Genomic DNA, 23,901 nt, shown 5'->3' with positions numbered 1-23,901 from the left:
ATTCACTGTGGTGGCGTGCTGTTAAGACAATAAGGATTATTGTATGAATACACTACATGCTTTACCACTGCCTTTATTTAGTATAGATGATCATATTCTAACTGGCGACAATATCACCTTCAGGCTTTCTCCTAACACATCTGGGCGTTTTCAATCTGGATCTCCCGATACTATTGTTATTCATTTTACCGCCGGTAGTAGCCTTTCATCTTCGGTGAATGTCTTGACCAATGCCGATAGCGGTGTGTCAGCTCACTTTGCCGTTGGACGCAATGGTGACATTGTTCAAATGCTTCCGACTAATAAAATAGCGTGGCACGCAGGAGAAAGTTATTACGAGGGGCGTAGTGGCTTGAATCAGTACTCTATCGGCATTGAATTAGACAATGCCGGCCAGCTTAAGGCTAGAGGAGACGGCACCTTTGAAAGTTGGTTTGGCGAAATTTTTGGCGAGAATGAAGTATTAGCTGCCCAGCACATTAACCAACAGTTTATGGGCTATTGGCACAAGTACACCGACGTACAAATTGTTAGGACGCTATCGCTGTGTAAAGCGTTGTGTAGCCACTACAACATCTCTACTATCGTCGGGCATGAAGAAATAGCGCCGTCACGAAAGGTCGATCCTGGCCCCGCTTTTCCCCTTCAAAGACTCAAAGCCGCTGTTTTGCAAAGTGATAGTGAAACGTGGGCAACTGAGTCAAGTGATTCGAATTCACAGCGAGAGGCGCATGATCAAATTCAGCGGGATCTCGCTAGCCCTGTAAAGCGGGTGGCCAATGTAAGTGCCAATTCGCTGAATGTGAGAAAAGGGCCAGATGTTTCGTACCCAACTGTCGAGAACGGTTTGAATAAGGGCGAAGTGCTAAAAATACTGGAAAAGCGAGGGGAGTGGGCGAAAGTGTCTTACACGAAGGTGGGATGGGTGAATACCAAATACATTAATGAAATTACTGAAAAGTCGCCTTTCAAATCCTAATTCTGAGCAGGGCCGCAGAGTTATGCTTTGACAAACCGCATTCCCGAAAAGAGGAAAGCCTGATAGGATAACCGCAAAATAAGCTTAAATTAGACGTACATGCATTCAGATTCACCAAACGATTCTTGGGCAATTCGCTTTGCCCAATTTGTTCAGCGTTTTGGCACTCTAAAGCTCAGCATAATGTTTGTTGTTCTTTCGCTTGTGTTTACGCTAGGGGGCTCATACGTAATTCGCGTGAGCATGGGAAGCCAGGTTCAGCCCGATGACTTCATCAGTGCTGTAGTACTGACCATGTTATCTGCGCCTTGGGTACTTTATTTCTTTAGTGAGTTAATCAAGCAATTAGAAAACTCACGTACCAACTTAAAGGAAGTGGTAAGCCAGTTGGAAAGTTTGCGTGAAGAAGATGTCTTTCTTAACCGCGAACTTCAAAGCAACATCAGACAGCTTAATCACGAGATAGAGCAGCGCAAGCAAGCACAAGAAGAGCGTGAGGCGCTGTTTAAAGACTTAGAAAAAGAAATTCAGGATAAATCAGAACAAGAAGCACAAGCACGCCGCTTATCAACCTTGTTACGTTCAATCATCGATGCCTCGCCAGACTTAATATATTACCGAAATGAAGAAGGCAGGTTTGCTGGTTGTAACCGTATAGCGGAGCTTATGACGGGCAAAACCGAGCAAGAGCTGCTTGGCTTAACGCCAAAAGACGTATATGAGGAAGAGCTTGCCCGCCAAATTGTAGCGAGTGATCACGAAGTTCTAGAAACCAACGCCAGTATCACAGAAGAGCTGTGGCTTCGCTTTGCTGATGGACGTCGTCGTTACTTCGAAATGAAGCGTGTACCTTTCTTCGATAAAGACGGTAATCGCCTTGGCTTGTTGTCGTTCGGTCGAGATATGACTGAGCGTAAGCAGGCTGAAAATGCTGCTGCAAAAGCAAGTACCGACAAAACTCGCTTTATCGCAACCATAAGTCATGAGCTACGCACACCGCTAAACGGTATTGTGGGCTTAAGCCGTATGCTGCGTGATACCGAGTTGAGTGAAGAACAATTTAACTGGGTAAGTACGATATACGCCAGCGCTATAACATTAGGTAATATTTTTAACGATATTATCGACCTTGATAAGTTAGACAGAGATAAGCTTGAGCTGAGTCTAAAAACCATATCGTTGAAAGACTTTACCGAAGAACTTAGCAGCATTATTCGTCTACTTGCAGCCGACAAACAGCTAGAGCTTAAAACGACAATTAACGAGCCGCTTCCCCGTCTTGTTGAAATAGATGGTACGCGCCTTCGTCAGATATTATGGAACATCCTGTTTAACGCAGTGAAGTTCACACAAAAAGGTCACGTAAGTCTAACGGTTTCATCGACGAAACCTGATGGTGATAAGGCGTACGTAACATTTGTGATTGAAGACACGGGCGTAGGTATTCCTGAAAGCGAAATTGATAAGATTTTTGCCATGTACTATCAGGTTGATCACCCTGACCACCAATCGGCCACAGGTACCGGTATTGGATTGGCAATTTGTAAGCAAATGGTCGACTTGATGAAAGGTGAAATTCACGTTTCAAGTAAAGTGGGTAAAGGCACCCGTTTTGAAATTGTGTTGCCTGTTCAAATTTCTAATAGCCCGATGAAAGTCGCGCAGCTTCAAGTGACAGGGCTCAATATCTTGTTAGTAGAAGATATTGAATTGAACGTAATGGTCGCTAAAGCCTTGCTCGAGAAGCTTGGCCAGAAAGTCGATGTAGCAATGACCGGTCAAGAAGCCATAGACAAAGTCAGGGAAAACCAATACGACCTTATCTTGCTTGATATTCAATTGCCTGACATGACAGGATTCGATGTGGCAAGTACGATTATTGAAGAAGATCTGGTTATGCAAACGCCTATCGTGGCGCTAACGGCAAACGTCATTAAAAAGCGTGATGAATACTTAGAAAACGGTATGGATGACGTTATTGCGAAGCCGATTAAAAAATCTCGCGTTATCGAGGTGTTTAACGAGCTGTTCCATGCACCACCTGCACCGCTTGAAATTGACGGCGAAGTAGAGCGCCCTGAACCTAACAAAACATTAAGTAACATTTTAGATATGGACTTGTTACAGATGTTAGTTGATACCATAGGGGATGAAATGGTGCGCGCTAGCGTTAAAGTATTCCAAGAAAAAATGCCTGAATACATGGAAATACTGCAGCTAAGCTTAAGTGCGGACGAAAAGTCAGAAGTGTGCTCACAGGCTCACAAAATTAAAGGCGCCGCTGGCTCTGTTGGTTTGGCTCGTGTACAGCGTATTGCTAATCAAATTCAACAGGGCGACCACCCTACATGGTGGGAGAACGTGCATGATTGGGTGGAAGAGCTACAAATGGCCGTTCAGCACGACATGAAGGCACTACACGATTGGCTGAATGAACAGCAGGTTGATGACTAGTTAGCATAACGCGCTCTTTAATAGGTAACGTAAAAAAGAGGGCTTGCCCTCTTTTTTGTTATAAAAACTGCGCTAGATAAAGCGGTCAGAGCAGCGTTGCTAAGTAGCTAAGCCTCTCCTTAAAAAAAGCGGCAGGCTGATCTTATTTATACAGTGGTAAAAGGAATTAATGCGATGACAATTAGCGCACAACAAGAAACCGTGTTTTCAAATAATCAGCTCAGTGTTGAGGAAATTCCCTCACTTCAAACGCTCGCATTACTTCCTATATCCAAAAAGTACCGGACACTAAATATCCTCTCCATTGGATTGATAGCCTTAGTGCTAATCGGTATTGCTTCTGCGTTACGATTCCAAAGCTTTTGGTCATTGCCAGAAGGACTGCTGCAAGCCTACCCGTATGTTGTTGCTGGTATCGTCGCTGTAGGCTCTCTATGGGCGCTGTACCACTTTTTTGCTGATGTACGCATATTTTATGCGATTCGAGAGCAAGACATCAGTAAGCAGTCAGGGCTAATTTTTAGAAAACTTTCGTGCCAACCTATTTTGCGTGTTCAGCATGTAGAGGTTAATCGCGGTCCATTGGACAGGTGGGCGGGTCTTGCCTCACTTCAGGTGTTTTCGGCTGGTGGTGAAATGCACACGTTTGAAATACCTGGGTTAAGCATTGAAAGGGCAGAGCAGTTGCGTGAGTTCATTCTTGCTCATAAAGACATAGGTGCACGCTAATGACGGTATCAGAAACGCCCTCACACCAAGCGCCTACACTTAATCAGTCAAAAGAGCTGAAAGAAGATGCTGTGCTCAAATCCCATGGGCAAGATGCTAATATGGAAGAACCGAAACTTAAAGTAGAGACGGGTGATGAGTGGCAGCGCCTCTCTCTAATTTCTATTTTGTATTTTACTATTCGCAATTTTACCAACTCGGCTCAAGTGCTTATTTATACCATTCCCGCCTTAGCCATATCGTTCAATATTTGGGATAACCTGCTGTCGCCTGAAGTACTAATCGGTGCTGGAATCCTTTTTCTATCTACCAGTGTTAGCGGCGTAATAAGCTTTTTAATGTACAAGTTTCGCGTGCACAACCAGCACGTTGAGATTCATCATGGCGTGTTTCAACGCCGCTATACCAACTTGCCTTTGTGGCGTATTCAAAACGTTAAGATAGAACGCCCTTTTTATTACCGACCTTTTGGGTACGCGCTAGTGGTGCTTGATACCGCAGGAAGTGGGAAAGAAGAAGCTAAAATTGTAGCGGTTCCCGAAGATTATGCTGAAGCGCTAAAAAAGCAGGTGTTGTATGAAAAAGCGCTGCACGATGAGGGTGACCTGGATTGTTTGCCAAATGAAGATTTATCCGACGAGCAGAGTCCGTCTTTTCCCACGCCACGAACGCGCACTAAAGCGATAGATTCTTCCCATTCAAATGAAGAAGTATTAAATCGACGGTCCGTGAAAGACATCATTATTCACGGTATCACCAACAATCGCGTGTGGATCATACTGGGTGCTGCGGCACCTTTCTATGACGATGTGTTCGGTCTGGTTTCAGAGTGGTTAGCCGATAAAGGCTTGCAGCTTAATCAGCTGGTTGGTGAACAAACGGTTGCGTGGTGGCAATTTGGATTGTATGCCTTTGTCATTCTCATGATGCTTATGGCGTTAGTGGCACTGCTGAGTGTTGGTGGCGCGCTTTTCACTTTTTACGGCTACACACTTTCACGAACAGGTGATCGCTATATCCGTCGCAGCGGCTTGCTTAATAAACTGGAAGTCAGCATGCGAGCTTCACGCATCCAAATGATTACGGCGAAGCAAGACTGGCTGGATAAAATACTAAAGCGGGTGAATTTGTATTTTGAGCAGAACTCAACGGCTGGGCAGCAAATGCAAGAACTGATGTCGCCAAATAAGCTTATTGTGCCATCGGTAACCGAAGATGAAGCCTTCGCGCTTAGTCAAGAAGTGATGCCAGGATGTGACCTGCGAGGTCAAGATTATCAAACCATTAGTAAGCGATTTATTACTTTTTGGTTGCTTGCGGGCTGGACGTTGCCTTTTATTACCTTTTTCACTATTGGCGCTGTGTCATCCCATCTAGATATTATGCTAGGTTCACTCGTTGTCTTTAGTGCGGTATCGCTGTTACTCACGCTTAGGTGGTGGCGATGGGGTATAGCCTACGACAGTAAGTACGTTTATATAAGGCGAGGTAGAATAGGCATCGACTATCAATGCTTTGAGCCCTATAAAGCGCAGCAAGTTATCGTTAAGCAAAGCGTGTTTATGAAGCGAAGAAAACAGGCCACCGTTAAGTTTGTACTGGCTTCGGGGGCGGTGACTGTGCCGTTTCTACCAGAAGACTACGTTAATAAACTAGCAGATAGTGTGCTATTCGAGGTGGAGTCAACCAGAAGGTCTTGGATGTAACGTACACTATTTCTTTGAACGCTGCTTTTTTATACGTTTTTTATGCAAATAGACCGAGTTTATGTAATGGTAGGTATTTAGTTGCTTAACCTTGCGTCTATATGGATATTCTTGATTACAGTGTCATCGCGATTTACCTCATCACTTTACTCGTCATCGGCTTTAGCTTGCGTGGACAGCAGTCAAAGAAAGATTATTTTCTCGCTGGAAGAAGCTTAAGTTGGAAACCGCTGTTACTTTCAGTGATGGCGACGCAACTCTCGGCGGTCAGTTTCATTTCCGCCCCTGCATTTGTCGGCTTCCGTGAGGGGGGAGGGCTGATTTGGCTCTCTTATGAACTGGCAGTTCCGTTAGCCATGCTTTTACTCATTACTACCGTGTTGCCTACGTTATACCGAAGCGGTGTGGTGAGTATTTATGACTATCTTGAGCGACGTTTCTCTACCTCTACCCGTATTTGTATCAGTGTTGTATTTCAATTTAGCAGAGCCTTCGCTACCGGCATAATGGTTTACGCGCTATCCATTATATTGCAAGGAACCATGCAGGTTTCATCCACGCATGCAATATTACTCATTGGTGTGATTACCGTTTTGTACTCCTTACAAGGAGGCATGAAAGCAGTTGTATATGGTGACGCGGTACAAATGGTTGTCATCGTTTTGGGCACAGCTATCTGCATTGCTTTTGGTCTTAACGCATTAGGCGGTTGGGAGCACTTTCTACAGTTACTTCCAAGCGAGCGGGTCTCTACCCTTAATTTTTCATCTCTGGGTTTAAATGGTGACGGCTTCGGCTTTTTTCCTATGGTGCTAGGTGGCGTGATCCTTTACGCCTCATACTACGGTTGTGATCAATCAGAAGCACAGAGGGCATTGTCAGCGAAATCGGAAAGCGATCTTAAAAAGATGATGTTAGCCAATGGCATTTTCAGGTTCCCTATAACACTTCTATATTGTTTAGCAGGCTTGGTGGTCGGCACACTAGCGTTTAACGACGCCAACTTGCTATCGCAAATTCCTAAAGATAATCCGGACTGGCTTATGCCGGTCTTTATTCTTAATTATTTACCTCATGGGCTTATCGGCTTGCTTGTGGTCGCTATTCTTGCTGCAGCCATGTCATCACTGAGCTCAGCAATAAACTCTCTTGCCGCTGTTTCGCTTGAAGATTATTTCAAACTCACTCGGAAACGCGCAAAACCTGAAGGCTACCTGAGTCATGCTAAGTTTGCGGGCTTGCTTTGGGGAGGGATTATATTGCTGCTTTCGCTCAATGCTGGCGATATAGCGCCTACCGTAATAGAAGCGGTGAACAAAGTGGGCTCTGTTTTTTTTGGTCCCGTCTTGGCTGTGTTTCTACTTGGCATGCTAACGAAGAAGATAAATGCCACACAGGTCAATACCGGCCTGATGTGTGGCGTGCTGACTAATTTGTCGTTCGCATTTTTTGTCGAGGACGTGTTTTGGTTTTGGTGGAATGTAACGGGGTTCGCGAGCACAGTGATACCCGCTATTATCTTGTCTGTTTTGTCAGCTAATGATGAAAACGATACAGCGACGATCACCACCTCTGGTCAACGACGCTTACTGATTGATAAGCCGATTGCCACCCTATTGCTTGGCTATTTTTGCTTATTGGTCGTTGTTTGCTACTTAATGCCGCGTTGGCTGCAGTAGACTCAGTGATTTACGCCTCTACTGTTTTGGCAACTGAGTCTCTCAGAATAATCTGATCTTTGCCCGCGTGCTTAGCTTCGTATAAGCGCGCATCAGCCACTTCTAACTGCGACTCCAAGCACTTGTGTTCCTCGGTACATACGCCGATACTGCACGTGATATTGAACTTGTGATTGGTAAAAATAGTAGAGCGCACTGCATCCATAAACGCTGAAAGCGCAGATAGATACACTTTAGGTGGCCTTACCGATACCACTGTAAATTCTTCACCCCCATAGCGCACAATAAGATCGTCGGGGAAGTAATCTTTTAACAATGCTGCAAATTCCTGCAATAACATGTCACCCGTTTTATGTCCGTAGGTATCGTTTACACTTTTGAAGTTGTCAGCATCGATCATAGACACAATGACATCCTTTCTCGACGCTTTATTGGCAAATAACTCCTCTGCTTTTTCGTAGAGAAAACGGCGATTGTATACCTTGGTTAGCGGGTCTAAGTTTGCTGAATTTCTAATGGTTTGAATCATTTCTTGTGATTCAAGGTTTTGCATAATTCTGCAGTAGAATTCTTCGTGATAAAACGGTTTGGACAGGAAGTCATTGGCGCCGCTTTTAATGAATTTCGAGGTCAACACGCTGTCGCCGTTTGCCGATAAACCGATAAATACCAAGTCTTGCATGCGTTTTTCGTGGCGTATTGCTTTAACCAGTTCATAACCGTCCATATTGGGCATACGGTGATCAGCAATAACCATTTTAATATCGCGATGATTATCAAGCTCTTCCAACGCTTCTAAGCCATCGTTCGCTTCATGTACCTGAAATTGGAATTTGCGAAGTAATGAGCAAATGTGATTTCGGCTCGTTCTAGAATCTTCCACCACCAACACTTTGGTAGTGAGATTCTTTCTTAAACGGTCTACAAGTTTAGACACTTGAAGGTATGAATAGCGAGACTCTTTTGTAATGTAATCCAGTACGCCCTGATCGAGTAACTGAGCACGGGTAAATTCGTCGAAATTCCCAGTAAGTACGATGGTTGGAACGTTGTAGGAAAGTGCAAGCTCAACGCTCTCGCCGTTGGGCGCGTCGGGAAGGTTTAAGTCGACGATGGCTGCCAAGTATTCGGTGTCACTCTCGAGGGCACTTTTAGCTTCCGCAAGATCTTCGCACAGATCACACGTAAAGTGAGGATTATCCTCAATAAGTTTGTTTACAATCTTTCGGACAGTGAGACTGTCTTCTACTACAAGAACTTTATACATGTGATCTACTCTCGGCACTTAGGCTTCGATAATAACCAATTATAGACAAAAAAGCCCTCAAAGAGAGGGCGTTTTATACTTATGTCTAAATAATTTTATTCTTATATAACATTGCGTTGTACTAACTTTGTTCAGCGGGAACACGCACGGAGCCTTCCATCAAAATACGTGCGCTTCTGCTCATTACAGCTTGCTTAATTTGCCACTTGTCGTCTTCAAACGTAGCTTTTGCTCCTACTCTAAGCGTTCCAGATGGATGCCCAAAAGTAACCGAGTCTCTTTCGTCGCCTCCAGCTGCGATATTTACAAGAGTGCCGGGTATCGCCGCAGCCGCTGCGATCGCGACTGCTGCCGTGCCCATCATAGCATGATGAAGTTTCCCCATAGACAGTGCGCGAACCAATACATCAATGTCCGAACCCAAAATATCTTTGCCACTGGAAGCTTGGTAACCTCTTGGAGGTGCAACGAACGCGACTTTTGGTGTGTGCTGCCTGTTTGCAGCTTCACCCACATCATTGATGAGCCCCATCTGAACCGCGCCGTGTGCACGAATTGCTTCGAACTTGGACAGCGCCTCGGAGTCGCTGTTTATATCATCCTGCAGTTCAGTGCCTGTGTAGCCAATATCTTCTGCGTTGATGAAAATAGTCGGAATACCCGCGTTTATCATGGTCGCCTGAAGTGAGCCTACGCCTGGAACTTCAAGTGTGTCGACTAATCGTCCTGTCGGGAAGATTGCCCCTTCACCGTCAGCTGGGTCAACAAAGGCTACTTCTACTTCTGCGGCAGGGAAGGTGACACCGTCTAGTTCAAAGTCGCCCGTTTCTTGTACTTCCCCGTTAGTCATTGGCACCTTAGCGATAATGGCTTTGTTGATATTGGCTTGCCAAATGTTGACGGTGGCAATGCCGTTTTCTGGTAATTTACTTCTATCCACTAGCCCATTGGTTATCGCAAATGCGCCTACGGCTGCCGTTAGGTTTCCGCAGTTTCCACTCCAGTCTACGAATGGCTTGTCTATGGCTACTTGACCAAATAGATAGTCCACATCGTAACCTTCACATTCACTTTTGCTTAAGATAACGGTTTTGCTGGTACTTGATGTAGCACCGCCCATACCGTCGGTTTGTTTACCGTACGGATCGGGGCTGCCAATTACGCGCAGAAGCAGGGCATCGCGCGCCGGACCTGGCTTTTGCGCGGCTTCTGGCAAATCGGTTAAATTGAAAAACACACCCTTACTGGTACCGCCACGCATGTAGGTAGCCGGTACTCGAAGTTGTGGCGCATACTTTGTCATGTTTTTTCCCCTCAGCTAGCTTCAGCTTCTAAGAAGTCCTTGGCGAAGCGCTGTAATACACCGCCTGCGCTGTAAATAGAGACTTCTTCTGCGGTATCTAGGCGACAGGTTACTGGTACTTCTAGCTGCTCACCGTTTTGGCGGTTTACTACTAGCGTAAGCGTTGCACCTGGTGACGGTTCGCCGCTTACGTCGTAAGTTTCCGTACCGTCTAGCTCTAGTGTTTTACGTGTAGTGCCGGGTTTAAACTCAAGCGGTAATACGCCCATACCAATTAGATTAGTGCGGTGAATACGTTCGAAACCTTCAGCTACAATCACTTCAACACCCGCAAGGCGCACGCCCTTGGCTGCCCAGTCTCGTGACGAGCCCTGACCGTAGTCAGCGCCAGCAACAATAATCAGCGGCTGTCTGCGGTTCATGTAGGTTTCAATAGCTTCCCACATGCGCATAACTTGTCCTTCTGGCTCGACGCGCGCCAGTGAACCTTGCTTCACTTCACCGTTTTCCAGCACCATCTCGTTGAACACTTTCGGGTTCGCAAGGGTAGCGCGCTGTGCGGTTAAGTGGTCACCACGGTGTGTGGCATACGAGTTAAAGTCTTCTTCCGGTAAGCCCATTTTGTGGAGGTATTCACCTGCCGCGCTGCTGGCTAAAATAGCGTTTGAAGGCGACAAGTGATCGGTGGTGATGTTATCTCCCAAAATAGCCAGTGGACGCATACCTTTCATGGTGCGCTCAGCATCCATTGCGCCTTCCCAATAGGGCGGGCGACGAATGTAGGTGCTCATTTCACGCCAGTCATAAAGCGGGTTAATGTCTTTGCCGTAGTCCACGCTTAAATCGAACATTGGCTCGTAAACTTTTCTGAAGTGCTCTGGTTTAACCGATTTCGCTACAATAGCGTCAATCTCTTCATCGCTTGGCCAAATATCTTTAAGCGTTACTGGGTTGCCTTCTTTGTCGGTGCCCAATATGTCTTTTTCAATATCAAAGCGCACGGTACCGGCGATGGCGTAAGCTACAACCAGTGGTGGCGATGCTAAGAATGCTTGCTTTGCGTAAGGGTGAATACGGCCGTCGAAGTTACGGTTACCCGACAATACTGCTGTTGAGTAAAGGTCGCGGTCGATGATCTCTTGCTGGATTTTCGGGTCTAGCGCGCCGCTCATGCCGTTACAGGTAGTACAGGCAAATGCTACCACGCCAAAGCCCAAATCTTCCAACTCGCTCATTAGGTTAGCTTCTTCAAGGTAAAGCTTAACGGCTTTAGATCCAGGTGCTAGTGAGCTCTTAACCCACGGCTTGCGAGTTAATCCGCGCTGGTTGGCGTTGCGCGCAAGCAGGCCTGCCGCAATAACATTGCGCGGGTTCGATGTATTAGTACAGCTGGTGATAGCCGCTATAATAACCGCGCCATCAGGCATTTTGCCTTCTTCCTCGGTCCACTTCGCTGCTATACCGCGACTTTCTAAATCGCTGGTAGGTAAGCGAGCGTGAGGGTTAGAAGGGCCAGCCATGTTACGTCCAACAGCAGAAAGGTCGAACGTAAGCACCCGCTCATACTCGGCAGTTTCTAAATCATCAGCCCATAAACCGGTATGCTTAGCGTATTGCTCTACCAATGCAATTTGCTTTTCTTCACGCCCTGTTAGGCGCAAGTAATCAATGGTTTGCTGGTCAATGTAGAACATGGCTGCAGTGGCGCCGTATTCCGGTGTCATGTTCGAAATGGTTGCGCGGTCGCCCAGCGTCAGGTGCGATGCACCTTCACCATAGAATTCCAAATATGCAGATACCACACGCTCTTTACGCAAGAACTCTGTTAACGCTAATACGATGTCGGTTGCAGTAATGCCTGGCTGTGGTTTGCCCGTTAGCTCAACACCTACAATGTCTGGCAGACGCATGTAAGACGCACGGCCCAGCATAACGCTTTCCGCTTCAAGGCCGCCAACGCCCACAGCAATTACACCAAGTGCATCAACATGCGGCGTATGGCTGTCTGTACCCACTAGCGTATCAGGGAAGGCAACACCGTCACGAGCTTGAATAACCGGTGACATACGCTCTAAGTTAATTTGGTGCATAATGCCGTTACCCGGCGGGATAACATCCACGTTTTTAAATGCGGTTTTTGTCCAGTTAATGAAGTGGAAACGGTCGTCGTTACGTCTGTCTTCGATAGCTCGGTTCTTTTCAAACGCGTCTTTTTCGAAACCAGCGTGCTCTACCGCTAGTGAGTGATCAACAATAAGCTGCGTTGGAACTACTGGGTTAACTTTAGCCGGATCGCCGCCTTTTGCTGCAATAGCATCGCGAAGCCCGGCTAAGTCTACCAGTGCCGTTTGGCCCAAAATGTCGTGACACACTACGCGAGCCGGAAACCAAGGGAAGTCTAAGTCGCGCTTGCGATAAATCAGCTGTTTTAGCGAGTCGGTGAGCATCTCAGGTGCGCATTTGCGCACTAAGTTTTCAGCCAATACACGCGACGTGTAAGGCAGCTTGGCATAGGCGCCTGGTTCAATAGCATCTACCGCTTCACGGGTATCGAAAAAATCGATACCCGCATTTGGAAGCGGTTTACGGTAATCAATATTCATAAAACCCCAACCTTAATCTTAAGCGCGTTCGCTAATAGCTGGCACTGGGCGTAGTTCTTCGCCTGTGTATTCTGCTGATGGACGAATAATACGGTTGTCAGCGCGCTGTTCCATAACGTGTGCTGCCCAACCAGTTAGACGAGACATTACGAAGATTGGTGTAAACAATGGCGTAGGGATACCCATAAAGTTATACGCAGAGGCATGGAAGAAATCAGCGTTACAGAAAAGCTTCTTCTCACGCCACATTACTTCTTCGCAACGAACCGACACAGGGTAAAGCACGTCGTCGCCTACATCGGCAGCTAGTTTCTCAGACCATTGCTTGATAATTTCGTTACGCGGATCTGACTCAGAGTAGATAGCGTGGCCAAAGCCCATGATTTTCTCTTTACGCTCAAGCATGCCCATCATTTTTTCTTCGGCATCATCAGGTGAAGTGAAGCCTTCAATCATTTCCATGGCCGCTTCGTTAGCGCCACCGTGAAGTGGACCACGCAGTGAACCGATAGCACCGGTTACGCAAGAATGCATATCAGATAAGGTTGAAGCACAAACACGCGCCGTAAAAGTAGAGGCGTTAAATTCATGCTCTGCATAAAGGATCAGTGATACGTGCATGACTTGCTCATGAAGTTCACGTGGCTTTTCGCCGTGAAGCATATGTAAGAAGTGACCACCAATTGAATCGTCATCGGTTTCAACGTCAACGCGCACGCCGTCGTGCGAGAAGCGGTACCAGTAACAAATGATGCTTGGGAAACACGCCAACATACGGTCTGTCACGTCTTGCTGCTGGTCAAAGCTTGTTTCCATTTCAAGGTTACCTAGCATTGAACAACCCGTGCGAAGTACATCCATTGGGTGAGCATTTTTAGGAATGCGCTCTAGCACTTCTTTAAGCGCGGTAGGAAGACCGCGCATGCCGCGAAGTTTAGTTTTATAAGCGTCTAGCTCAGACTGGTTAGGTAGCTTGCCCTTTAGAATAAGGTACGCTACTTCTTCAAACTGACAGTTTTGCGCTAAATCTTTTACGTCGTAACCACGATACGTTAAACCAGAACCTGATTTACCTACGGTAGATAATGCTGTTTTACCTGCAACTTGGCCGCGTAAACCCGCGCCACTTAACTGTTTAGCCATCTTGTTGTCTCCGGTCTTGTGTAATTTGTAAGGTACTTGAAAGTCTGTTTAAAAATAAACTGTGTAAGTTACAGCTTAGAGTCGGCTCGGGGCACCGATGAAACGGAGCGGTGCGCAGGGTGTTACCCCTCCGAGGCATGGATGCCGAAACGGAGCCCCCATGGATGGGTTCACGGCGTGGTAACGCCCTGCGTATCGCTCCCGCTTCTATGGAGGGGCAGGGAACTGTACTTCACCCCTACATCTTCGCGCCCGCCAACTTCAAGCTGAATTTATTTACTAATTTTTGCCTTCTGCGAATAGGGCATCTAGCTTTTGCTCGTACTCGTGGTAGCCAAGATAATCGTACAGTTCCATGCGTGTCTGCATGCTGTCCACAACGGCTTTTTGGTCGCCGTTTTCAAGTATAGATTTGTACACCATTTCTGCTGCTTTATTCATCGCACGGAATGCACTTAGTGGGTAAAGCACCATGTCGGCACCCCATTCACCAAGCTCTTCTTTGTTCCATAGTTCGGTTTTGCCGAACTCAGTGATATTGGCCAGGATCGGAACGTCTAACGCTTCAGCAAATGCACGGTAGTGCTCTTCGGTTTGTATTGCTTCGGCAAAAATACCGTCTGCGCCCGCTGCGACGTAGGCCTTAGCTCGTTCAATAGCTTTCTCTAATCCTTCCTGAGCAAACGCGTCGGTGCGCGCCATAATGAAAAAGTCTGGGTCAGTTCTGGCATCTACCGCTGCTTTGATGCGATCGACCATTTCTTCTGTGCTTACAATTTCTTTGTTAGGGCGGTGGCCGCAGCGCTTTTGTGCAACCTGGTCTTCCATGTGCACAGCCGCCGCGCCTGCTTTTTCCATGTCGCGAATAGTTTTGGCAATGTTAAATGCGCCGCCCCAACCGGTGTCGATGTCTACCATGAGCGGAAGATCGCATGCGCTGGTAATGCGCTGAACGTCTGCAATCACATCATTAAGTGACGTCATGCCTAAGTCCGGTAGGCCGTAAGACGCATTCGCTACGCCGCCACCTGAAAGGTAAATGGCTTGGTGCCCAATGGTCTTTGCCATCATGGCAGTATAGGCGTTAATGGTGCCGACAATTTGTAGCGGTTTGTTGTTCTCTAATGCGGTTCTGAATTTCTTTCCTGCACTCATGATAATCACTCGCTTATTTGAAAGTAGGGTAGAGGTGAATTAGGTATGGAGAAGACTGAGTGGTGTTAACCATGATTAAGCTTCTTCTCAATATTATTTTTTGAATAAAGAATATGGCGACGCATTAGCATTTCAGCCAGTTCCTCGTCGCGATTGGCAATAGCGTTAACGATGTGTCTGTGTTCATCAAACGCAGTGCTTACGCGAGGGCCAGCCATACCGAGCTGTACGCGATACATACGAACAAGATGGTAAAGCCCGTCTACAAGTACGCTGATAAGATGATCGTTTTTACTGCCGGTTACAATTCTGTAGTGAAAGTCTACATCGCCGGCTTCTTGATAATAGCTTTGACCGTCTTTAACTTTATCGAAGTGGCTATCAAGCAACGCCTGCATGTCGGCAATTTCTTCGTCAGTCATATACCTGGCGGCTAATCGCGCGGCCATACCTTCTAACGCTTCGCGCACTTGATATAGCTGAATTAGACCTTCGGGAGACAGGGCCACTACGCGTGCACCCACGTTAGCTTTACGTTCCACCAAGTGACAGGTAGCGAGACGATTGATGGCTTCACGAATAACGGCGCGACTGACTTCATACTTTGTCGACAATTCCATTTCACTCAGCTTACTGCCTGCTGGAATGATGCCCTCAACAATATCCTTCCTTAACTGAAAGAAAGTACGGTCGGCGTTGGTTATGGCTTGTTCGCTTTTTACTAACACTGTATAGAATCTTAAAATGACTAATGTCGACAATATATGCCCATTTTGGCGTTTTTTCAACCTTAAAAGGTTTGGATTGTCGACAACGAGAGTAAGATATTAGTCTGATAGTCTTGTTTAGCGGCCTGTGTTGACAGTTGTGCAATGGTTTAATGCGATACGCAAACAGAGCCAGGCGTCAATTTACGCTCATTAGGCGAACCTTGCGCAACCATATTGATAGCTACTGCCCGGACGGAGGAGGGAATTTGGTAACGAAAGTTACATACAGAGGTTCTGAGCTAAAGAATGATTCAAGTAAGTGGTGATTTGTTTAAAGTTTGTCCATCTGGTCTAGGTCTTCTTTACTTTATTCGCTTAGGTGTTGTGAAGAGATAGAGTAAATTATCTTTATGATATCTAATTGATTTTATGAAACTTATAAACAATTTTTGTTTGATGCTTAACCTAACCAGTTAGTCTAATTTTGAAGTCTTATTTTAGTGAAAGTGTAATATTTTACTTTGCAAGATCGTAATCTAACGGTAACATATCATTCCAGTCTTCAAGCCTAAATTCTTCTACTGAATTTTAGAGGGCTGGAAAAGTAAGTTCTACTTTTAAAGCAGAGTTTCATTGAAAGTAAGTTTGTAATGTTTTATTGCGACTTACTTTTTTATTGCCTGTAATCCAGTATAAGCACAAGGTTATGTGCGCCTCTTAAATTAGTGAGTTTAGTCTTTCAAAGTTCCAAAGAAGAACTTGAAGCGGCCTAAAAATATTATTACACCTAACACTCACGCAAAGGGGTTATACCATGAAAACCAATACTGACGTGTCTAAGGCACTCGCCAGTAAGCTTTCACCTGTCGCACTAGCAGTAGCGATGACCGTTCCAGCAATTTCAAATATTGCCGTTGCTCAAGAAGTAGAAGCAACTGAAGAGCAACAATTTGAAGCCATTACCGTTACCGCAACAAAACGCCCTCAAGTTATCTATGAAGTTCCAATTGCTATTAGCGCCTTCGATGGCGACAAGTTAGCTGACCAAGGTATTACTGACCTGACTGACGTTGGTAAATTCGTGCCAAACTTAAATGTTACTGGTTTCTCTGCTGGCCACACGTCGTCTGTAAACCCATTTATTCGTGGTATTGGTCTTCAAGATCACCTAATCACAACCGATCCGGGTGTGAGTGTTTATGTAGACGGTGTTTATCTGGGCCGTCAGGTTGGTCAAAACTGGAGCCTAAATAATATTGAGCGTATTGAGGTACTTCGTGGCCCTCAAGGAACGCTATATGGTCGTAACTCAATTGGTGGTGCAATTAACATCATCACAAAAGAGCCAGACCAAGGTGATGTAACCAAAATCAACACTGAATTTGGTACACGTGGTCGCGTTAAAGCTGATCTTTTTGTTAACCACGGCCTATCAGAAACCGTTGCGTTTAACATGAACCTGTCATTTAACAAGCGTGATGGTCTTGGTGAGTTCATCAACGTGCCTAACGCCGAGTACGATGTTGGTGAGACTGAAGATGTTTCTGGCCGCGTTTCTCTTAAGTGGGAGCCATCAAATGACTTCCGCATGGTATTAACTGCAGATGCTAACAATGGTGACGGCGGTCTGCGTCCTTACACTGTGCTAATTGATGAAGTGGGTTCAGATCGCTACTTCGGTGGTCAAAATGGTGTTGGCGTACCGTTACGTAACACAGATGTGACACCTGAAGGCGCTGATATCTACGACAATGCAACAGGTACTGAAGCAGTAACTGGCGTGTCGAACGAAGCGCGTGGTCTTTCACTTACTACTGAGTGGGATATTAACGAAGACTACACTGCAAAGGTTGTTGCAAGTCAGCGTACATCAAAGTACAAGGCTGGTCTTGATGATGATGGAACAATTTACTCGCTAGATCAGTTCCCAGAGCGCGGTGAAGCAGATCAAACATCAATCGAGCTTCAGCTTAACGGCTACATCAACGAATACACTGACTTCGTAGCCGGTCTTTACTATTTCAACGAAGAAGGTAGCAACCGCCAAGGTGATGACTCTAACTTCGATGGTGGTCCTAACCTACTTGCGCTAGACCAAGAAACTACTTCAAAAGCAGCATACGTAAATGTACGTCATGATTTGACTGACGAACTTAGTGTGTCTGGTGGCCTTCGTTACACCAAAGACGAAAAAGATGCGTCTGCGAACGTATTCTCTGCACTTGGTACTATTTATGATTCAAATGATTGGGACGAAGTAACCTGGGAGGTTGCTACAAACTATACGTTTGAAAATGGCATGACAGGCTATGCAACTATTCAGTCTGGTTATCAGTCTGGTCAGTTCCCTGCACGCCCTTACTGCCTAATCGGCCAGTTCTTTGGTGCTGGTGGCTTCGATGATATCGAAGGTGCACAAGCAGCAGTTCGAGCAAACAACTGTTTCACAGCGTCAGACAATATTACCGCGACTAACTATGAAGTAGGTATTAAAGGTCGTGTGAACGATTACTTCGACATTAGCGTTGCAGTATTTAACACTGAATTTGAAGATCTGCCTTACCAAGTAAGTCGCGTGAGCGAAGGTGGCTTCGACACCGCGAACCTTGTGGTAGAGCAAACATCTCGTGGTGTTGAAGCTGATGCTACATTTACCTATGGCAACTTCAGCATGATGACCAGCGTTGGTTATATGGATGTTGATGTTGAAGAGCAAGATGGATTCAATCCCGTAGCGCCACTTACTCCAGACCTAACCCTTGCAATTGGTCCGCAGTATACCTTTGAGCTTGATGGTGGTGATTCAATTCGCGTACGTGCAGATTACTCATATCGTGCAGAAATGTATGGTGAGCCTACTTCAGCACCTGAGCGGATGACTAAACTTGATAGCCGTGAGCTTGTTAACTTCGACATCGCTTATACGCCAGCGAATGATGCGTATACTGTTGCACTTTACGGTCGCAATATTTTTGATGAGCGTTACGACAATGCACGCTTGAATACAGGTGACTACATCCTGCAAATTCTAAGCAACGACGCAAGCGAGTTTGGTGTTAGATTCTCAACTGAATTCTAATAGCTACAACGAGTTACAATTATAAAGCCAGTCTAAAGACTGGCTTTTTTTTGCTTATTTTTTCTTGTTTTATCCTCATTATTAGCATAGTTTTAAAACTGTTCTAAAAATGCTCAGCAACTATTTATGAAAGTGAAAGCACTTTACGGTATTGGTTTTCTTGTTGTTAATATGCTTTTTTCAGGGTGTACTTACACGGTGTATTTACCCGACGATAAAGATATAAACGCTAAGAAAAACGGCAAGGTTGCAGTTGCTAAACCTGAATTTGGTAACCAATGTCGTTATAGCGGAAACGGTGAGTATGGCGCGTGCCCAACGTCAAATAGCGAAATGGTTGGAACATCTTGTTCTTGTCCAACACCTTCAGGTCAGATTATGGGAACGGTGTCGAAATAGTAGACGTGCTTTTGTAGTAAGTAGGGCCTTTCAATCATACGGAGATGGAGCGTGGGTTTGTTTACCAGTTTTAAAAAATCGCGGTTAGAAAAAAAGTTTAAGAAAAACGAATGGGTTATCATTCAGCCTGTTCCGTTTACTCAATTCGAACAAGTCATCGTAGAGCATGTTGATGCAGGTTGGGAAATTGAAGATGATTACGAGCGGTTAGCGGAAACAACCGCGAAGTGGCAGTGTGAACTGCGTAAAGGTACAAGTATAGTAACTTGTGTATGGACTGAAAAACATCAGGGTATCATTTACGGGCCCGAACGCGTACTTACCGGTTTGTCTGAGAAGTTAACTATACCCACGTCTACAACAATCGCTACCACGTGGTTTTAACCCTCTATCAAAGCCACCCCTTTTGTTTTGCAATACGCGCTGCATCCACGCGATTAGTTGCGTCTAGTTTTGAGATAGCTTCCGATAAATAATTACGTACCGTGCCTTCAGAAAGAAATAGCTGCTGTGCGATTGCCCGCGTTTTTAGGCCATCTGAGGCAAGTTTAAGGGCTGACATTTCTTTTTGCGTCAATGGATTTTTATCGTCAAGGGCCATGATAGCAAGTTCAGGTGAAATTACCTTGTCGCCGGCTGATACCTTGTGAATGGCATCTATCAGGTAGTCGCTGTCAGACTCTTTCAATATAAAACCCTTAACCCCTAAACTTAATGCACGCTTGATGTAGCCCGGTTTAGAAAAGGTAGTCATTAATACCACCTTGGTATTGAGATTTTGCTTTGCAATGTGAGCAGCTAGATCTAGCCCTGAAACCAGCGGCATTTCAATATCGCTCAAAATAATGTGTGGTGCAGGGGTATCATTTAAATAATCAATGGCTTCCTTTCCATTACTGCACTTTTCAACAATGGTTAAGTCGTCTTCTAATGACAGAAGCATGGCAATGGCATCGCGAACCAGCGACTGATCTTCAACAATCAAAATGGTAGTTGGCGCTTTTGAGTTCATAGGGAAGCCTTTTGTGACAAAGCTTGCTCGGCAGTAAGCTGAACCCTGACAATAGGGTGGGGAAGGAAAGAAATGTCCACATCCGCATGAATAGACGCCGCGCGTTCTCTAATTCCCATTAATCCGTTTCCTTCTTTAATTGATGCGGTGTTCTCAACTACGCCATGATCTTTATAGGTCATTTTCACGGTTTGCTCATTGACTTCAAGGCCAAGGGATACCGCGTTACCGTTTGAATAGCGTAAGGTATTGGTTGTCAGCTCTTTGATAATAAGCGCAAGCTGGCTTTCTTGTTTAGCGCTTAAACGTGCTTCAGCGCCGTCTTCAATATCGGTTGTAACATTAAAGCCGTTTTCTTCTAACAGTGATTTGTCTTTTGCTATTTCATCGCTAAGAGAAAGCTGCTTGATATCTGACACCGCTTGGCGAATATCACTCAGTAGCGCTTGAGAAAGCTGTGCCAGTGCTTTCACCTCGCGATGCGCGTCTTCAATCTTATCTTTGCTTATAAGTTTATCGGCCAGCTGTGCTTTTAATGAAATAGAGCTTAGCGCGTGACCTGCAACATCGTGTAAATCTCTGCCAATTCGTTCACGTTCAGCGATCGCAGACAATACGCGTAATGCTTTGGCCTGCTGGCTCTCTTTCAGACTATGGAGCGTTTCTTTGCGCTCCATAACACCAAACCCGAATAGCACTAAGCTGTTGAGCAACGAAGCACTTAAAAGAAAATGTGCGTTATTAAATACGGTAATGTGCAGAGACACGAGTACCAGCATCATCACGCCTATGCTCACTATGCCTGTCTTGAGCGAATTATAATAACCTACGATAAAAGCAATAAAGCCAATAATGGTTGCGCCACCAGGGTTTTGAAAGCTGCATGCTACTGAAAGTAGAAACATGAGTAGCAAATAAGTGGGCAGTGTTTTAACAGGCTGGTTTATGGCTTTAATGTAAAGAATGACAAAGCTAAGGTATCCTAGGGTTTGAAGTACCCATGTTTCGATGGGAAGAGGACGGGAAATAATGAGTGGAACAAAGAAGAACAATGAAAAAAACAAGCTTCCGTGAGACCAGCGCTTTTTCCGTCCACTTGCCAAAAGGGGCATGTCAGGCGCGGCGCTCTCGTTTCTGACGGCAGGCACCGCGCTGTTACTATCTTGTATGCTTTTATTGCTGAGCATTGTGAGTACTTCGTCCCTACTGAAATACAACGGCAGACTTGCTAGTGATGAGCAATGTGCCTGAGATGATTAACATAATACCCAGCACGGCATAAATGTCGAAAGTTTGTTTCCAAAATACCACCGAAGCAGCGGTGATAAGTGCGATACCCATACCTGACCAAATCGCATAGGCAACGCCTATTCCCATGTTTTTTAAGACCATGGCAAACAGCATTCCAGACACGGTGTAGAAAAATATTGCGCCGTATCCGAACGCCCATTTTTCCCATCCGTTCGACATTTTAAGCAGCATGGTAGCGGTAACTTCGGTGATAACTGCAACTGCTAAAAGTAAATAAGTCATAGTGCATTCCTTTTTAATTAAAGTGAAATTAGTTAGATTTGATTGATTGAAAACGACGTTCAAGGGTGATGAATGACACAATGTAGACAGCGACAATCACAGCCGATATTGCCTCTACCCGTGCATCGGGAAACAAGTACCAGGCGGCGACAATGCCGAAGGTTCTGGTTAGCGTGTGAAAGTAGCCTATCCAGTGTTCGATAGCCCATGATAAAGGCATCCACATCAGGCCTGCGAGAATGCCAATACTCAATGGAACGGTGGTGTGGTCGATGGCTGCAACGGGAAGCGCAATGGCAAATACCATTAGGCTCATGATCATGCCAACGAAGAAAAGACGATCAAAACTGTTCTTTGCTGCCTTCTTGGCAAAAAATCGCTCGCCGGTGAGGTAGGAGAGACCTGCACCGAGGTAGAAGATGGCACCTGTGCCGATATACAGCAACCAGGTTATGGTTAATTCAGATACAAAAGGAGCGCTGATACCAAGCAGAGCCCAAACAACAGTGCCTGCCAGCGGCATGGCAATGAATCGGTTCTTTTTAAAATCTTCTCGTTGCTGTTCCAATGGGATGAAAGCATTCTGAACGGGAGTTATTGATGAAGCGTGAGATACTTGTTCCATGAGCTTTACCTGATGTTGTAATGTCTTTAGGTAAAGTATGCCGAGGGACCCCAGATTGCGTTAGTCACAAACGTCACCAATCGCATATGACAATTGTCATCAGTTCACTAAATGAAGCCTATTAACTAAGTCCGTCGTGCTTTTTTCGCTTTTCGTTTGTTTAACACTGAATCACCATCTTCCTTAGACAGCATTAAGCTATCGTAAATGCTGACAAGCGCTACTGCGGCCATAAACATCATAGATAGCGTAAACGTTTGTAGGTTTGGCATATTGGCGCTTTGTCCAAGAATGAATGCTGCAGCAGCGATAGCAAGCGCAGAAAGGGTAATGCCAAGACCGCGGTTCATTTGCATTAAAATGGCGCCTAGCGTGTTTGCGTCTCGCATTTTATTGGGTGGTACGTCGGCAAAAGCAATGGTGTTTATTAACGTTAAGTGCATTGAGCGAGTAATACCGTTAACAAATAAAATAACGGCAATAGTAAATGACGATGTGGAGTGATTTATCATCGCGAGCGCCACAAAACCAAGGGCGATGAGCACGCCGTTAACTACAAGCACGCGTTTGAAGCCGAAGGTATTCATGATCCACGTTGTCGCTGGCTTTATCGCTAAGTTTCCAGCAAACAGCCACAGCAACAGTGAGCCGGCTTCTACAGGTGAGTAACTTAATCCAAGCTGGAGCATGAGTGGCACAAGAAACGGTGCACTGCCAAGTGCGACACGCATAACAGAGCCGCCAAATACAGTAAGCCGGAAGGTTTTGTGTTGCATCGCATCGAAAGAGAATAGTGGGTTCTTGGCCGTTTTTACGTGTTTGACTGCCAATACCATGAGTACTAAGCCAATAGCGATGATGCCAAGTGGTCGAATAAGCTTGTCGCTGGTACTCGCTAAAAACTCGATCCCCGCCATAAACAGCGCAAAGCCGATACCGGTGAGCAAAAAGCCTTTAATATCGAATTTACCTACATTGCCTTTAATGTTTTTAAGGAGATACAGTGATGTGATGATAGCGATTATGCCCAGTGGAATATTCATATAAAAAATCCACTGCCAGCTGAAATGAGTGGCGATGTAACCGCCTAGCACAGGACCTAGTAGCGGTGCACTTAACGCAGGCCAGGTTATAATGGCCACGGTTTTTACCAGTTTTTCCTTTGGCAAGTCCCGCAGAACCACCAATCTTCCCACGGGAACCATCATTGCCCCGCCTAAACCTTGAAGAATGCGAGATAAGGTAAATTCGAATAAGCTAGTACTCAGGCCACAAAGGACCGAGGCAAAAGTGAATACGGCAATCGCTGCTACAAATATAGTGCGTGCGCCAAATTTATCGGCTGCGTAACCACTTAATGGAATAAAGAGTGTTACGGCTACCAAGTATGCCGATACACCAATAGATAAGTGGGCTGCCGGCACATTGAAGTCGGCAGCAATGACAGGTAACGCCGTGGTGATAACCGTGGCGTCTAAAATTTCCATAAAGAGTGCCCCTGCAACCAAAAGGGCAGTGGCGAACT

General features: G+C 45.6%; 19 protein-coding genes. 8 read left to right on the top strand and 11 right to left on the bottom strand.

Annotated features, from left to right (window positions below):
* Positions 1-43: 43 nt before the first annotated feature.
* From MHN02_RS07185 to MHN02_RS07165, 5 genes are all read left to right on the top strand, one after another.
* Positions 44-979: an N-acetylmuramoyl-L-alanine amidase gene (locus MHN02_RS07185; protein ID WP_239245276.1), complete on the top strand. Its 936-nt coding sequence runs from the start codon at positions 44-46 to the stop codon at positions 977-979.
* A gap of 99 nt (positions 980-1,078) precedes the next feature.
* Positions 1,079-3,433, top strand: coding sequence for an aerobic respiration two-component sensor histidine kinase ArcB (arcB, locus tag MHN02_RS07180; protein WP_239245274.1), 2,355 nt, complete (start codon positions 1,079-1,081; stop codon positions 3,431-3,433).
* A 174-nt stretch (positions 3,434-3,607) separates the two neighbouring features.
* The gene (locus MHN02_RS07175; RefSeq protein ID WP_061486464.1) at positions 3,608-4,162 is read left to right on the top strand and encodes a PH domain-containing protein; all 555 of its coding nucleotides are present in this window, start codon (positions 3,608-3,610) and stop codon (positions 4,160-4,162) included.
* The gene (locus tag MHN02_RS07170; RefSeq protein ID WP_239245272.1) at positions 4,162-5,868 is read left to right on the top strand and encodes a PH domain-containing protein; all 1,707 of its coding nucleotides are present in this window, start codon (positions 4,162-4,164) and stop codon (positions 5,866-5,868) included. Before MHN02_RS07175 ends, MHN02_RS07170 begins: the two co-directional genes overlap by 1 nt.
* A 101-nt stretch (positions 5,869-5,969) precedes the next feature.
* On the top strand, positions 5,970-7,547 hold the full coding sequence (locus MHN02_RS07165; protein ID WP_156086852.1) for a sodium/solute symporter: 1,578 nt from the start codon (positions 5,970-5,972) through the stop codon (positions 7,545-7,547).
* 10 nt (positions 7,548-7,557) lie between these two features.
* On the opposite strand, the gene MHN02_RS07160 is transcribed toward MHN02_RS07165, so the two are convergent.
* The 6 genes from MHN02_RS07160 to MHN02_RS07135 form a co-directional block, all read right to left on the bottom strand.
* Positions 7,558-8,814, bottom strand: a complete 1,257-nt coding sequence (locus MHN02_RS07160) for a response regulator (RefSeq protein ID WP_014950537.1) — start codon at positions 8,812-8,814, stop codon at positions 7,558-7,560.
* A gap of 121 nt (positions 8,815-8,935) precedes the next feature.
* Positions 8,936-10,117 (bottom strand): 2-methylaconitate cis-trans isomerase PrpF, encoded by a 1,182-nt coding sequence (gene prpF, locus MHN02_RS07155; RefSeq protein ID WP_239245270.1) that lies wholly within the window; start codon positions 10,115-10,117, stop codon positions 8,936-8,938.
* 11 nt (positions 10,118-10,128) lie between these two features.
* Positions 10,129-12,720 carry a Fe/S-dependent 2-methylisocitrate dehydratase AcnD gene (gene acnD, locus MHN02_RS07150; protein WP_239245268.1) on the bottom strand — a complete coding sequence of 864 codons (2,592 nt, stop codon included), beginning with the start codon at positions 12,718-12,720 and terminating at the stop codon, positions 10,129-10,131.
* 18 nt (positions 12,721-12,738) lie between these two features.
* Positions 12,739-13,863 carry a 2-methylcitrate synthase gene (gene prpC, locus MHN02_RS07145; RefSeq protein ID WP_061486459.1) on the bottom strand — a complete coding sequence of 375 codons (1,125 nt, stop codon included), beginning with the start codon at positions 13,861-13,863 and terminating at the stop codon, positions 12,739-12,741.
* Positions 13,864-14,142: 279 nt separating this feature from the next.
* Entirely contained in the window at positions 14,143-15,018 is an 876-nt protein-coding gene (gene prpB, locus MHN02_RS07140) for a methylisocitrate lyase (protein WP_039218892.1), read from the bottom strand.
* Positions 15,019-15,083: 65 nt separating this feature from the next.
* Positions 15,084-15,746, bottom strand: coding sequence for a GntR family transcriptional regulator (locus MHN02_RS07135; RefSeq protein WP_239245265.1), 663 nt, complete (start codon positions 15,744-15,746; stop codon positions 15,084-15,086).
* Positions 15,747-16,542: 796 nt separating this feature from the next.
* On the opposite strand from MHN02_RS07135, the gene MHN02_RS07130 reads away from it, so the two are divergent.
* The 3 genes from MHN02_RS07130 to MHN02_RS07120 all read left to right on the top strand — a co-directional run bounded on the left by MHN02_RS07130 (position 16,543) and on the right by MHN02_RS07120 (position 19,590).
* Entirely contained in the window at positions 16,543-18,807 is a 2,265-nt protein-coding gene (locus tag MHN02_RS07130) for a TonB-dependent receptor (RefSeq protein WP_039218887.1), read from the top strand.
* Positions 18,808-18,933: 126 nt separating this feature from the next.
* A complete protein-coding gene (locus tag MHN02_RS07125) occupies positions 18,934-19,206 on the top strand; it encodes a hypothetical protein (RefSeq protein ID WP_039218886.1) in 273 nt (90 codons plus the stop codon).
* A gap of 51 nt (positions 19,207-19,257) precedes the next feature.
* Positions 19,258-19,590, top strand: coding sequence for a hypothetical protein (locus MHN02_RS07120; RefSeq protein WP_039218884.1), 333 nt, complete (start codon positions 19,258-19,260; stop codon positions 19,588-19,590).
* 7 nt (positions 19,591-19,597) lie between these two features.
* On the opposite strand, the gene MHN02_RS07115 is transcribed toward MHN02_RS07120, so the two are convergent.
* From MHN02_RS07115 to MHN02_RS07095, 5 genes are all read right to left on the bottom strand, one after another.
* Complete coding sequence (locus MHN02_RS07115; protein WP_039218881.1) at positions 19,598-20,218, bottom strand: response regulator transcription factor; 621 nt, start codon at positions 20,216-20,218, stop codon at positions 19,598-19,600.
* Complete coding sequence (locus MHN02_RS07110; protein ID WP_039218878.1) at positions 20,215-21,405, bottom strand: histidine kinase; 1,191 nt, start codon at positions 21,403-21,405, stop codon at positions 20,215-20,217. The genes MHN02_RS07115 and MHN02_RS07110 overlap by 4 nt, the downstream gene beginning before the upstream one ends.
* A 16-nt stretch (positions 21,406-21,421) precedes the next feature.
* Positions 21,422-21,751 carry an SMR family transporter gene (locus tag MHN02_RS07105; protein WP_039218875.1) on the bottom strand — a complete coding sequence of 110 codons (330 nt, stop codon included), beginning with the start codon at positions 21,749-21,751 and terminating at the stop codon, positions 21,422-21,424.
* Between the two features lie 28 nt (positions 21,752-21,779).
* Complete coding sequence (locus MHN02_RS07100) at positions 21,780-22,376, bottom strand: hypothetical protein (protein ID WP_239245262.1); 597 nt, start codon at positions 22,374-22,376, stop codon at positions 21,780-21,782.
* Positions 22,377-22,501: 125 nt separating this feature from the next.
* On the bottom strand, positions 22,502-23,884 hold the full coding sequence (locus MHN02_RS07095) for an MFS transporter (protein ID WP_336246510.1): 1,383 nt from the start codon (positions 23,882-23,884) through the stop codon (positions 22,502-22,504).
* Positions 23,885-23,901: the final 17 nt, after the last annotated feature.

This window comes from Alteromonas sp. CNT1-28, from assembly GCF_022348345.1.
In the GTDB taxonomy this organism is placed as follows: Bacteria; Pseudomonadota; Gammaproteobacteria; order Enterobacterales; family Alteromonadaceae; genus Alteromonas; species Alteromonas macleodii.
Note: the sequence above shows the minus strand (reverse complement) of the source record. Positions and strands in the feature narration are given on the sequence as shown.

Coding starts and splice junctions, on each gene's coding strand:
- MHN02_RS07165 (WP_156086852.1), top strand. CDS start 5,970: ATGGATATTCTTGATTACAGTGTCATCGCGATTTACCTCATCACTTTA.
- MHN02_RS07175 (WP_061486464.1), top strand. CDS start 3,608: ATGACAATTAGCGCACAACAAGAAACCGTGTTTTCAAATAATCAGCTC.
- prpB (WP_039218892.1), bottom strand. CDS start 15,018: ATGAGTGCAGGAAAGAAATTCAGAACCGCATTAGAGAACAACAAACCG.
- MHN02_RS07105 (WP_039218875.1), bottom strand. CDS start 21,751: ATGACTTATTTACTTTTAGCAGTTGCAGTTATCACCGAAGTTACCGCT.
- MHN02_RS07125 (WP_039218886.1), top strand. CDS start 18,934: ATGAAAGTGAAAGCACTTTACGGTATTGGTTTTCTTGTTGTTAATATG.
- MHN02_RS07110 (WP_039218878.1), bottom strand. CDS start 21,405: ATGCTCAGCAATAAAAGCATACAAGATAGTAACAGCGCGGTGCCTGCC.
- MHN02_RS07130 (WP_039218887.1), top strand. CDS start 16,543: ATGAAAACCAATACTGACGTGTCTAAGGCACTCGCCAGTAAGCTTTCA.
- MHN02_RS07115 (WP_039218881.1), bottom strand. CDS start 20,218: ATGAACTCAAAAGCGCCAACTACCATTTTGATTGTTGAAGATCAGTCG.
- prpF (WP_239245270.1), bottom strand. CDS start 10,117: ATGACAAAGTATGCGCCACAACTTCGAGTACCGGCTACCTACATGCGT.
- MHN02_RS07160 (WP_014950537.1), bottom strand. CDS start 8,814: ATGTATAAAGTTCTTGTAGTAGAAGACAGTCTCACTGTCCGAAAGATT.
- MHN02_RS07100 (WP_239245262.1), bottom strand. CDS start 22,376: ATGGAACAAGTATCTCACGCTTCATCAATAACTCCCGTTCAGAATGCT.
- acnD (WP_239245268.1), bottom strand. CDS start 12,720: ATGAATATTGATTACCGTAAACCGCTTCCAAATGCGGGTATCGATTTT.
- arcB (WP_239245274.1), top strand. CDS start 1,079: ATGCATTCAGATTCACCAAACGATTCTTGGGCAATTCGCTTTGCCCAA.
- prpC (WP_061486459.1), bottom strand. CDS start 13,863: ATGGCTAAACAGTTAAGTGGCGCGGGTTTACGCGGCCAAGTTGCAGGT.
- MHN02_RS07170 (WP_239245272.1), top strand. CDS start 4,162: ATGACGGTATCAGAAACGCCCTCACACCAAGCGCCTACACTTAATCAG.
- MHN02_RS07185 (WP_239245276.1), top strand. CDS start 44: ATGAATACACTACATGCTTTACCACTGCCTTTATTTAGTATAGATGAT.